Source organism: Citrobacter sp. H12-3-2 (genome assembly GCF_009649895.1).
In the GTDB taxonomy this organism is placed as follows: domain Bacteria; phylum Pseudomonadota; class Gammaproteobacteria; order Enterobacterales; family Enterobacteriaceae; genus Citrobacter; species Citrobacter portucalensis.
Genome location: NZ_CP045837.1, coordinates 4330751 through 4342695, shown reverse-complemented (window position 1 = coordinate 4342695; position 11945 = coordinate 4330751). Strand labels below are relative to the sequence as shown.

General features: G+C 55.0%; 10 protein-coding genes and 1 tRNA gene. 4 read left to right on the top strand and 7 right to left on the bottom strand.

Translation table 11 applies throughout. The annotated features are described in order from the left end of the window. Nucleotides 1–117: 117 nt before the first annotated feature. The gene (gene pepA, locus GHC22_RS20640) at nt 118–1629 is read right to left on the bottom strand and encodes a leucyl aminopeptidase (protein WP_003025870.1); all 1512 of its coding nucleotides are present in this window, start codon (nt 1627–1629) and stop codon (nt 118–120) included. A 153-nt stretch (nt 1630–1782) separates the two neighbouring features. On the opposite strand from pepA, the gene GHC22_RS24730 reads away from it, so the two are divergent. From GHC22_RS24730 to lptG, 3 genes are all read left to right on the top strand, one after another. Next, on the top strand, nt 1783–1833 hold the full coding sequence (locus GHC22_RS24730) for a hypothetical protein (RefSeq protein WP_212723231.1): 51 nt from the start codon (nt 1783–1785) through the stop codon (nt 1831–1833). Between the two features lie 62 nt (nt 1834–1895). Continuing rightward, nucleotides 1896–2996 (top strand): LPS export ABC transporter permease LptF, encoded by a 1101-nt coding sequence (gene lptF, locus GHC22_RS20635; protein ID WP_032942200.1) that lies wholly within the window; start codon nt 1896–1898, stop codon nt 2994–2996. Next, on the top strand, nt 2996–4078 hold the full coding sequence (gene lptG / locus GHC22_RS20630) for an LPS export ABC transporter permease LptG (RefSeq protein WP_008786067.1): 1083 nt from the start codon (nt 2996–2998) through the stop codon (nt 4076–4078). Before lptF ends, lptG begins: the two co-directional genes overlap by 1 nt. A gap of 103 nt (nt 4079–4181) precedes the next feature. Here the strand turns inward: lptG and GHC22_RS20625 are convergent, their stop codons facing one another. Together GHC22_RS20625 and GHC22_RS20620 are read right to left on the bottom strand one after the other, a co-directional pair. After that, nucleotides 4182–5684 carry a helicase HerA-like C-terminal domain-containing protein gene (locus tag GHC22_RS20625; RefSeq protein ID WP_048227236.1) on the bottom strand — a complete coding sequence of 501 codons (1503 nt, stop codon included), beginning with the start codon at nt 5682–5684 and terminating at the stop codon, nt 4182–4184. A 147-nt stretch (nt 5685–5831) separates the two neighbouring features. Next, the gene (locus tag GHC22_RS20620; RefSeq protein ID WP_048236253.1) at nt 5832–6851 is read right to left on the bottom strand and encodes an NAD(P)-dependent alcohol dehydrogenase; all 1020 of its coding nucleotides are present in this window, start codon (nt 6849–6851) and stop codon (nt 5832–5834) included. A gap of 220 nt (nt 6852–7071) precedes the next feature. Here GHC22_RS20620 and GHC22_RS20615 point away from each other — a divergent pair. Beyond that, nucleotides 7072–7156, top strand: a tRNA-Leu gene (locus GHC22_RS20615). Nucleotides 7157–7305: 149 nt separating this feature from the next. On the opposite strand, the gene GHC22_RS20610 is transcribed toward GHC22_RS20615, so the two are convergent. The 4 genes from GHC22_RS20610 to GHC22_RS20595 form a co-directional block, all read right to left on the bottom strand. Continuing rightward, nucleotides 7306–8232 carry a site-specific integrase gene (locus tag GHC22_RS20610; RefSeq protein ID WP_153753844.1) on the bottom strand — a complete coding sequence of 309 codons (927 nt, stop codon included), beginning with the start codon at nt 8230–8232 and terminating at the stop codon, nt 7306–7308. Further along, a complete protein-coding gene (gene mobH / locus GHC22_RS20605) occupies nt 8222–9841 on the bottom strand; it encodes a MobH family relaxase (protein ID WP_153753843.1) in 1620 nt (539 codons plus the stop codon). The genes GHC22_RS20610 and mobH overlap by 11 nt, the downstream gene beginning before the upstream one ends. A 178-nt stretch (nt 9842–10019) precedes the next feature. Further along, nucleotides 10020–10931 carry an ArdC family protein gene (locus GHC22_RS20600; RefSeq protein ID WP_153753842.1) on the bottom strand — a complete coding sequence of 304 codons (912 nt, stop codon included), beginning with the start codon at nt 10929–10931 and terminating at the stop codon, nt 10020–10022. A gap of 85 nt (nt 10932–11016) precedes the next feature. After that, nucleotides 11017–11310, bottom strand: coding sequence for a hypothetical protein (locus GHC22_RS20595; RefSeq protein ID WP_153753841.1), 294 nt, complete (start codon nt 11308–11310; stop codon nt 11017–11019). Between the last annotated feature and the right edge of the window lie 635 nt (nt 11311–11945).

The window sequence follows — 11945 nt, the reverse complement described above, 5'->3', positions numbered from 1 at the left end:
TATGGGGCTTCTTGTTGTGGATTTAAATGCAAAGCCGGGTGGTGCTACGCTTACCCGGCCTACGGTTGAGTGATGTTGTAGGCCGGGTAAGGCGAAGCCGCCACCCGGCGTTTTACATCACTCTTCGCCGTTAAAACCGGCACGATTGAGCAGGAACTGCGACAGCAACGCGACCGGACGACCGGTTGCGCCTTTAGCTTTCCCTGAACGCCATGCAGTACCGGCGATATCCAGGTGCGCCCAGTTGTACTTACGGGTAAAGCGTGACAGGAAGCAGCCCGCGGTAATGGCACCGCCAGGACGTCCGCCGATGTTCGCCATATCCGCAAAGTTGGACTCTAACTGCTCCTGGTATTCATCACCCAGCGGCAAACGCCATGCGCGGTCACCAGCCTGCTCGGACGCACCGATCAGCTCATGCGCCAGCGGGTTGTGGTTCGACATCAGGCCGGTGATGTGATGGCCCAGCGCAATCACGCACGCGCCGGTCAGGGTCGCGACGTCAATCACCGCTTCTGGCTCAAAGCGCTCGACGTAGGTTAACACGTCGCACAGCACCAGACGGCCTTCGGCATCCGTATTGAGCACTTCAACGGTCTGTCCAGACATCGTGGTCAGCACGTCGCCTGGGCGATACGCACGGCCACCCGGCATGTTTTCACAGCCCGCCAGCACGCCGACAACGTTGATGGGGAGCTGAAGCTCGGCCACCATGCGCATCACGCCGTATACCGCTGCCGCGCCGCACATGTCGTATTTCATCTCATCCATGCCTTCGGCTGGTTTGATGGAGATACCGCCGGAGTCAAAGGTTAACCCTTTACCGACCAGCACGATCGGACGCGCGTCTTCGGACGGATTGCCTTTGTACTCGATGACCGACATCAGCGACTCGTTCTGCGAGCCGTGACCGACGGCCAGATAAGAGTGCATGCCCAGCTCTTTCATTTGCTGCTCGCCGATTACACGGGTCACAACATTTTTGCTGTAGCTGTCTGCCAGCTGGCGCGCCTGAGAGGCCAGGTAGGCGGCGTTACAGATGTTCGGCGGCATGTTGCCAAGATCTTTTGCCGCTTTAATGCCGGCGGCGATCGCCAGACCGTGTTGGATCGCACGCTCACCGCTGGTCAGTTCGCGGCGGGTCGGCACGTTGAAGACCATTTTACGCAGCGGGCGACGTGGCTCGCTTTTGTTGGTCTTCAGTTGATCAAAGCTGTACAGCGTTTCCTGTGCCGTCTCAACGGCCTGGCGCACTTTCCAGTAGTTATTGCGCCCTTTGACGTGCAGCTCAGTCAGAAAGCAGACGGCTTCCATTGAGCCTGTATCATTCAGGGTATTGATGGTTTTCTGAATGACCTGCTTGTACTGGCGCTCATCAAGTTCGCGCTCTTTGCCACAACCAATAAGGAGAATTCGCTCAGACAGAACGTTAGGAACATGGTGCAGCAACAGGGTTTGACCCGGTTTGCCTTCCAGTTCGCCGCGACGCAGCAGTGCGCTGATGTACCCGTCGCTGATCTTGTCGAGCTGCTCTGCAATCGGAGAGAGGCGGCGTGGTTCAAAGACACCCACGACGATGCACGCACTCCGCTGTTTCTCCGGGCTACCGCTTTTTACACTGAACTCCATGCACTACGCTCCTGAATCTTAAAGACAACGGCGGTGGCTACGGATAGAATTGCAAGCTTTCGTAACTCATACCCGCTGTTGCGGTGACTTCGTGTTAATCTTAACGTTATTACGGCATTGGCACGTCAGAACAATTTCTGAGAGGTGGATCCGTTGAGTATAATGATCTTAGCGACGATTTCGACGACTCAAGAGAATAAATGACGTTTAAGCCATGAAACAAGCTAAATTCCGGCAAAAGACGGGTTTTTACGGGCGTATTTAAAGTGATAATCATAAGATATCTGGTTCGGGAAACGCTCAAAAGCCAACTTGCGATCCTATTCATCCTGCTTTTGATCTTCTTTTGTCAAAAGTTGGTCAGGATCCTTGGTGCGGCGGTTGACGGTGATATCCCGGCAAATCTGGTGCTCTCGCTGCTGGGGCTGGGCGTGCCAGAAATGGCGCAACTTATCTTGCCCTTAAGCCTGTTCCTCGGGCTGTTGATGACGCTGGGCAAACTGTATACCGAAAGTGAAATTACGGTCATGCACGCCTGCGGGCTGAGCAAGGCAGTGCTCGTGAAAGCGGCGATGGTGCTGGCGCTGTTTACCAGTATTATTGCGGCAGTCAACGTGATGTGGGCCGGGCCGTGGTCCTCCAGACATCAGGACGAAGTCCTGGCGGAGGCGAAAGCGAACCCCGGTATGGCGGCGCTTGCTCAGGGGCAATTCCAGCAGGCGACCAACGGCAGTTCGGTGCTGTTTATCGAAAGCGTTGACGGCAGCAACTTCAAAGACGTGTTCCTCGCGCAAATCCGCCCGAAAGGCAACGCTCGTCCTTCGGTCGTCGTAGCCGATTCCGGACATCTTACCCAGATGCGTGATGGCTCTCAGGTCGTGACGCTGAACCAGGGGACGCGCTTTGAAGGTACCGCGCTGCTGCGCGATTTCCGCATTACCGACTTCCAGGATTATCAGGCGATTATCGGTCATCAGGCCGTGGCACTGGATCCAAACGATACCGACCAGATGAACATGCGTACGCTGTGGACGACCGACACCGATCGTGCCCGCGCGGAGCTGACCTGGCGTATCACGTTAGTATTCACCGTATTTATGATGGCGCTGATGGTTGTACCGCTGAGCGTGGTGAACCCGCGTCAGGGGCGCGTGCTGTCGATGCTGCCAGCAATGCTGCTCTATTTGCTGTTCTTCCTGGTTCAGACGTCGCTGAAGTCGAACGGCGGTAAAGGTAAGCTGGATCCGGTGTTCTGGATGTGGACGGTGAACCTGGCGTATCTGGCGCTGGCGATTGTGCTTAACCTCTGGGATACGGTGCCGATGCGCCGCTTGCGTGCCCGTTTTATGCGTAAAGGAGCGGTATAATGCAGCCTTTTGGTGTACTTGACCGCTATATCGGTAAAACCATTTTCACCACCATCATGATGACGCTGTTCATGCTGGTGTCGCTCTCCGGGATCATCAAGTTCGTTGACCAGCTGAAAAAAGCCGGGCAGGGGAGCTACGATGCGATGGGCGCCGGGCTGTATACCCTGCTCAGTGCGCCGAAAGATATCCAGATCTTCTTCCCGATGGCGGCACTGCTGGGGGCATTGCTGGGGCTGGGCATGCTGGCCCAGCGCAGTGAACTGGTGGTGATGCAGGCTTCCGGCTTTACCCGTATGCAGGTGGCGTTGTCGGTGATGAAAACCGCGATTCCGCTGGTGCTGCTGACGATGGCTATCGGCGAATGGGTTGCGCCACAAGGCGAACAGATGGCACGTAACTACCGTGCGCAGCAGATGTACGGCGGCTCGCTGCTCTCTACCCAGCAGGGTTTGTGGGCGAAAGACGGTGACAGCTTTGTCTACATCGAGCGGGTGAAAGGCGACGCCGAGTTAGGCGGGATTAGCATCTACTCGTTTAACGACAAGCGCCGTCTGCAGTCTGTACGCTACGCTGCGAGCGCGACGTTTGACCCGGAGCAGAAGGTCTGGCGTTTGTCGCAGGTGGATGAATCCAACCTGACCGATCCGAAGCAAATCACCGGCTCGCAAACGGTAAGCGGCACCTGGAAAACCAACCTGACACCCGACAAGCTCGGCGTTGTGGCGTTGGATCCTGATGCGCTGTCGATTAGCGGTCTGCATAACTACGTGAAGTACCTGAAGTCGAGCGGCCAGGATGCCGGACGCTATCAGCTCAATATGTGGAGCAAAGTCTTCCAGCCGCTGTCTGTAGCGGTCATGATGCTGATGGCGCTGTCGTTTATCTTTGGTCCGCTTCGTAGCGTCCCGATGGGCGTGCGCGTGGTGACAGGGATTAGCTTTGGCTTTGTGTTCTATGTGCTGGACCAAATCTTTGGCCCACTGACGTTGGTGTACGGCATTCCGCCGATTATCGGTGCGCTGCTGCCAAGCGCCAGCTTCTTCCTGATAAGCCTGTGGCTAATGCTACGTAAGTCGTAATCACAGTAATCGTAGGCCTGATAGCGTTGTGCTTTTCAGGCCTACTCCGGACCCGTAGGCCGGATAAGGCGTTTACGCCGCCATCCGGCAACGTAACACGGGGCTAGCGTTTTCTCCCGCCCATCAAACTCCCCAACATGCCGCGAATTATCTGATTGGTAACCTGTCGCGCCGCGCTTTTCGCCACGCTCTGCACTACGCCATCGCGCTTACCGCCGCGGGGGCCGGTGCTGCCAAACAGAATATCCTTCAACCCACCGAGAATACCGCCATCCACATCGACAGCTTTACCGTTGGCGGGAGGTGTATTTTGCTGCTCGGTACTGGCCTGCACGCCTTGCTGTAAACGTTCATAGGCGGACTCGCGGTCGATCTCTTCTTCATATTTGCCGTACAACGAAGAGTGATTAATCAGCCCGTTACGCTCGTCGTCCGTCACCGGTCCCATCCGTGAGCATGGCGCAATCACCATCGCCCGTTCAACCACGGACGGGCTGCCTTTGGCGTCCAGAAACGACACCAGCGCCTCACCGGTTCCCAGCTCCTGAATGGCTTTTTCGGTATCAAATGCCGGGTTGGCGCGCATGGTTTGCGCCGCGCTTTTCACCGCTTTCTGGTCTTTCGGGGTGAACGCGCGCAGGGCATGTTGCACACGGTTTCCCAACTGACCAAGCACGTTGTCCGGAATATCCGACGGGTTTTGCGAGACGAACCACACGCCGACCCCTTTCGAGCGGATCAGGCGGATCACCTGTTCGATTTTATCCAGCAGCACCTGCGGAGCATCGTTGAACAGCAGGTGCGCTTCATCGAAGAAGAACACCAGTTTTGGTTTTTCCAGATCGCCCGCTTCCGGCAGCTGTTCGTACAGCTCGGAGAGCATCCACAGCAGGCTGGCGGCGTACAGTTTGGGCATCTGGTAGAGCTTCTCGGCGCTGAGGATATTAATCATCCCTTTGCCGCTGGCGTCAGTACGCATCCAGTCTTTGATGTCCAGCATCGGTTCGCCAAAGAAGTGTGCCGCGCCCTGTTGCTCCAGCGACAGCAGCCCGCGCTGGATCGCCCCGACCGAGGCGCTACTGATATTGCCGTACTGATTCTGGAAGGATTTAGCGTTATCGCCAATGTACTGGGTGATGGCCCGCAGGTCTTTGAAATCGAGCAGCAACAGACCCTGGTCATCGGCAATACGGAAGATAATATCCAGCACGCCGGACTGCACGTCGTTGAGGTTCAGCAGACGGGCCAGCAGCAGCGGACCGAGGTCAGATACCGTGGCCCGCACGGGATGACCTTTTTCGCCGAAGATATCCCACACCGTGACCGGATTAGCATGCGGTTGCCAGTCGGTAATGCCGATATTTTTCAGGCGGGCGAGCAGCTTTTCAGAGGCTTGTCCTTCCTCGGCCACGCCGGTTAAGTCACCTTTCACATCGGCCATAAATACCGGCACGCCAATCTCGGACAGCGATTCGGCCAGCTTCTGTAGCGTGACGGTTTTACCGGTCCCGGTCGCGCCGGTAATCAGCCCGTGACGGTTGGCCATGCCTGGCAGTAAAAACAGTTCGGTGTCCGGCGTGCGGGCAATTAGCAGGGGTGCGCTCATTGAGATTTCCTCCATTTATCCTGCCTGGAGTATAGGCAACCGTGACGCACTCTTCACCGCTAAATTGCGGAGATTGTGAGGAGAATTTAACCTGTCTGGAATAGCGGGGAGAATAGCCGGGAAGCTTACGCCACCCGGCAAAGACGATCAGAAGTCGGCTTTAAGTACTACGCGGTAGCGGGCCTTACCGTCACGCACGTGCTGGATTGCTTCATTAATTTGCGACATCGGGTACAGTTCGGTGGTGGGCGACACCTTGCTGCGCCCGGCAAATTTCATCAGCTTGCGCAGCTCGAACGGCGTACCTGTTGCCGAACCGGAGATGCTGCGATCGCCGGCTATTAAGGTGAACGCCGGAACCGGCAGCGGCTTCAGCACCGCGCCGACGGTATGGAAGTTACCGCCGTAGGCCAGCGCTTCAAAATAGGGCTGCCAGTCGAGATCGACGTTAACCGTATTAATAATGAGATCGAACTGGCCCGCCAGCGCTTTTAGCGCATCCGGATCGCGGCTGTTGACGACTTTATCCGCCCCCATTGCCAGCACTTCCTGCTCTTTCGCCGGATTGGAGCTGAACGCGGTCACTTCGCAACCCATCGCGTGTAACAGCTTAATGGCGATATGCCCCAGGCCGCCGATGCCGATCACCCCGACGCGGCTGGTGGCGGTGATATGGTGCATCAGCAGCGGTTTGAACACCGTGATGCCGCCGCACAGTAATGGGCCAGCGGCCGCCAGATCGATACTCTCCGGAAGCGGGATCACCCACTGCCAGTCGGCCCGCAGCTTCTCAGCAAAACCACCGCGATTAAGAATTGTGGGAACAGACCCTTCAAGGCAGTTGATCTGATTACCGCTGATACAGGCATCGCAGTGCCCGCAACTGCGCGCCGTCCAGCCAACGCCGACACGCTGACCAACCTTCAGACCTTTATCCTGCGCCGCGCTGCCGAGCGCCGCCACGCGACCAATCACCTCATGCCCGGCAACCAGCGGATACTGAGAGAATCCCCATTCGTTGTCTATCATCGACAAATCAGAATGGCAGATACCGCAGTAATCGACCTGGACTTCGACATCTTCCGGCTTAAGCTCGCCCGCATCATATTCATAGAGTTCGAGTTCGCTGCCCGCCGCTTTTGCAGCGTAGCTTTTTATCATCGACATCGTATTTCCCTCAGTATGGTGTTGAACTGGAAGTGTAGAGCATGGGGAAACGGGACGCTTCGCAGAAGGGGGGATTAAGGAGGGGGCAAACTGTGATGAGGGTTACAGCTAAGAAAGGTAATGCTGAAATTTTCAACACTTAGCGAGCCAGACACACGCTGGCGCTTGCATGGTGGCGCATGACAGGTATAATCCACAACGTTTTCCGCATCCCTTCCGTGCCGGAGTGGCGAAATCGGTAGACGCAGTTGATTCAAAATCAACCGTAGAAATACGTGCCGGTTCGAGTCCGGCCTTCGGCACCAAAAACGATTGTGATAATCGGAAAATCTACAACAATCAGTACGTTGTACAATGAAGCTGGACGTTGACGGCAACTACAAAATGGCCGCATCTCCGGCTTTTTTTGTTTATAAAGCCTCGGGCCGGATCTTTTCACTCACTCCCTGTTTTGTCAATCTCTCTCCACGCAACTTCTGAGCATCTCGACATTGTGTTCAATATAGCTGAGCGTCACCTTAATATCGCGGTGGCCGAGTAGTTTCTGCGTGACATACAAATTTTGCTCCGGTTTCTGCATTAATTCTGTGGCAACGGTATGACGGTAGCGATGTGATGAAAAGCGGCTGTGGCAGGCATCGCTGAGTTTGGCAAAGAAATAACTCACCTGATTTTCTGTCATCGGTTTACCCTGGTGCAGCGTCCGCCGACTGAAACGATTGATGTTGAACAACTGATCGTCAGCCCGTACTCCCTTTGTTTTAGCTTCTTCAAGCAAATGCACCAGATAGGGCCGCAGCCGGGAGGCGATGGGAACGATATGTTCATCATGACTTTTGTTGCCTTCGCTCTGAATAAACAGCGTGTCATGGACCAGATCGATATCCCTGACCCGTAGGTGAATAAGCTGATTCAGGCGAATTGCGGTGTAGTTGAAGGTTTCAACCACGGTCAGCCAGAACCAGGCCGGATACAGCGGCGAACGATAGTTTTGTTGAGTACTTTCCAGTTCAATAAAATGGCCCAGCACTTTGCGTGACGCGAGGATCTGCTCGCGGGTCAGGGTTTTCTTTTTCTTACGAGATTCCCGCAGCGATGTTTTCTGGAATGGATTGATGAACTGCTCCAGTAATCCCTGTTCAATCGCGAAATTATACAAAGCCCGCATATGGCGCATATAGTGGTTCCAGCTTACTGGTTTGATACACCGCACATTTAACAGGTAATGACGCCACTCCAGCACCATATGCGGTGTGACTTCGGCGGGTAGTACGTTGCGCCAGTGGGTAAACTGATTTACCGCCGTGCAATAGCAGCTCTGAGTATCAGGGCGCAGCAGACGGGCAAAAAAATACTCTTCCAGGAGCTGTTCAAAATTCATGGGTGTCTTCTCCTTCACTGAGCAAGAGATGAGGGTTATTAAAGGGAACGTCATCTCCAAAAAGCGGCGTGGGATCGTCAAGCAGATATCCCTTCAGACGTGAACAACGGCGTGGGCCGACAACGGCGCAGTGCCAGATGTTGAGGCCGTTTTTTTGTTTTCGGTGAAGATTCAGGTTCTGGAACTTCTTCTGTACCTCCCGCCAGTATTCTTCTGGGACATTCTGACCGCAGGCGCTAAGCCAGAGTTTGAAAATACCGGGCGTTACCAGAAACACCGACCCGGCGACGGTATGGATCCGGGCGTTAGGTTCATTGACTTCCAGATGTTGAGCCTGAACATTACGAACCAGCCACTGCCAGAATGCTTCGCCTGAAAGTAGGGCATCGTTTTGTTCGGGTTGAGGGGATAGTTGTTCTACTACCGCGTCCGTTGCAATCACTGCTTCTGTCTTATTCAGGACACCCGCAATCGGCGTGACGGTTCCACTAAAGGTTGTGGGCCGCTGTTGTGGATCTTCCCAAATCAGCGAAGGAGAAAAGCGCAGTAACGTAAGTTCACTGCTCCAGCCGCCGCTGGCTTCAATCCGGCAATGCCAGATGGCTTTGTCCTCACAGGGGATGAGTAACTGGTGTGCTTGCATCTCGTCGAACAGCCGCACGTTATGTTGCGGCACGGCGTCAATTCCCTGGCGCAGCAGCCAGCCACGCACTGCATCAGCAGCGTTCTTACTGACTAACCAAAGTGCTTCTTCCGTTAACCAGCCGTCAGAACCACCGTTCGGGTTGTTGAGTCGGAACTCATGTGCCAGCAGGTCGCGCAGGGCGGCGATGATTTGCTGCGGTAGCGAGGATTGTGGGCGGTGGATAGCCTTGACCGGATCGCCGCCGAGATTAAACGCCACCGACGCCCGGTCGGCTTTCTGCACCAGTTCACCCGCCAGCCCGGCATACTGATATTGCCCGTTCAGGCAGTGAAGCAGGGTGGATAAGGCAACTGAATCAGCAGCGAGCCAGTCTAGGCTTTCCGGTGGGAGAAGTTGGGTAAGCAGAAGGGCTGCCGCAGCCGGATGGCGCAGATAATCACGTTGCGGCAGATAGCGAAACCGATAAGGCTGGGTTAGCGGGCCATGCCATGGAAACCAGCGTTGCCCGCTGGCATCTTCCACCTCAATATCGGTGATGAGTTTGCCTAGATCGTGCAGCAGCGCGGCGTAGATGATAACGGTGGTCCAGCGTTCGGACTGAGCAGCCTGATCTTCCGGCGCTGCATCAGGCGGAAAAAGATAACTCTGCCGCAGTCGTGCGGCATAGCAGGCGGCTTCGAGACTATGATCGAGCAGGCCACCTGCGTGGGAATGGTGGTGGTTTTCCGAGGCTGGGAACAACTGCGCCAGTTCTGCGAAGCGGTGGATTGGTATCAGCCAGAAGCGTTCAAACAGTGAGGCAGGGAGTGCGGTGCTCTGGCGAATAAACTGGATAAGCTGTTGGCGGGTCGTTTCAGCCAGTAGCGTTTGCGCGGATTCAGGATGCAGCCATCCCTCCGTGGCGCTCGGCTTGCCGTCGGATGGTGTGATTTCTGGTTTTTTGCGCGTCAGCCATATCCGCATAATGGCCCTTTCCCCTTTTTCGGGTAAGCCCGTTACCCCTTCACTCTCTTCCCCTTCACCCTTTGGATTTTGCCTTTTGGTGCCGTCAGATTTGGGGCTAAATTGTTTATTGGGTTGCGCAAATTTATTGGAGTGGAGAAAAACGGCAGAGCAGGATGTTCCGCCGTTGATATGAAGGTTATGCGCTCAGCGCTAACGGCTGCTGCGCCCGTTCAAGCAGATATTCACAGGCATTACGCGCTAATCCACTGGCGCGGAAAATCGCTTTTTTGTCTTGCTGTAACACCTTCAGCCACGATGCGATGTAACTGTCATGCTGTAGCTTCGACTGGATGCCGACATGAGCGCACAGGAAGGCGGCTCCCATTTCGGCGATGAGTTCCTCAAAACTGTACGTCGGATCGCCGAAGGTGTGGTTTCCTGCGGTGATGCCGTCCCGGTTCAGCCGTGAAGCGTGTCCGGTAGCGTGCGTCAGTTCATGCAATAGCGTGCCGTAATAGTCCTCACGCGAAGTGAACTGCTCAGGATGCGGCATGATGATGCAGTCGCGCCCCGGCGAGTAATACGCCCGATTCTGGCGTCGGTGAGTGATCACTACCGAGCTTTGCCGGGCAACCTGCTCGGCAGCGGCGATAGGGTCATCGACCATCACGACAGGTTGTGAAAACGCCTCCGGCAGATCTTCGCATTGCTGAATGTTGAACAGCCGGAACTCACGTACTACGGCGTAGGACGTCAATTTAGGGTTGCCGTCAGCATCAAGAACCGTGTTCCCGTTGCTGTCCACTACCTCGCGCTGCTGGGGCAGATAAAACACGGCCAGTGTAGATTTTTCGCCTTTGCGGATATTACCGCCCGCATTGCGAATTTGCGTGAAGGTCAGCCAGCGATCGCTTTCATATCCCTGTCGCTCTGCGCTGTTCCAGAGCAGAGGAATGTTGATGCCATGATAAAACCGCCCGGATAAGGCATTCATCGGCACCACCGGTTCCCCTTCCCGCCACGGGCGGACCCAGGGGATCACGCCTTTCTCCAGCGCGGCGATAATTTCATCGGTGACTTTCTGGTAAAGATCGTTGCTTCTGTTCATAAGCGTAACCTCATGATAAAGAAGCCGGGTACAGCGCTCCCGGTCGGGAGTCGCCCGGCACGGGGAGTGAAGGATGCTGAGGCAATCAGCAGGTGTGAAGGGCAGTAACCAACAGGTGGTTATCTTCAAGCGTTAAGCGCAGCGGCGTCATCAGCGGCACATTGCTGCTGCCGTCAGAAGGCAAACAGTACAGACCGAAATTAATACTCTTACGGTCCGGGCCAGCGCTTTTGAATGTCAGCACGGTGGCGACAATCAGGTTTTCGAGACGGTCGTCTTCCTGAGAGGGGTTGGGTGGAAAACGGACTACCTTTTCCCAGGCCTCAGATGAGACAGACAGCGATAAGGATTTTGCTTCAGGGCAAGATGAAGTTGGCATAGTGTTTCTCCTGTGATGAAAGCAGAGAAACACCGCCCGGCAGGGAGGGATTCCCTGCATGTTGGGGTAGAGGATGTATCAGGCGCTAAGCGCTGTCCGCGAGGATGATACGGAGCGGACGAAAAGGCGAGCCTCACCGGGTAGGGTGGCAACCTTAAGGCTCTGGTTGCGGGTTGAACTTCGTACAGATTAATACGGTATAAATAATAATCAAGAGCTTGGTTTCTCAGGGCGAGAGTTTGGACTCGTTATCCTGGAAGCCAGTCTATTGCGCAGGATTTATCTGCTATAGGGGTTAAAAGAAATTTATCCTCTAAAGGGGATAAAACAGATTGGGCAATGGATGATACCTGCGAGGCTCACGGTCTCAGGCTTTGAAGATCTGCTTACGATGCCAGCCGACGTATTGTTCAGTGGGTCACAGGTTTTCCAGTGCTTCAATACCAACCAGACCAACCAGCGCACCATGGAGATGGAGGTTGTAACATCAGAATGTACATTGGGAGTGGTAGAAAGTTGCTCGGAAAGGGGAGAGTCTAAAAACTGAGTCAAGTAATTGGATTTAAGAAAGAGGAATAGAATTATAAAACATCCAAGTAGCAGGGGAGGATATAACGATGGCTGAATTTAAATGA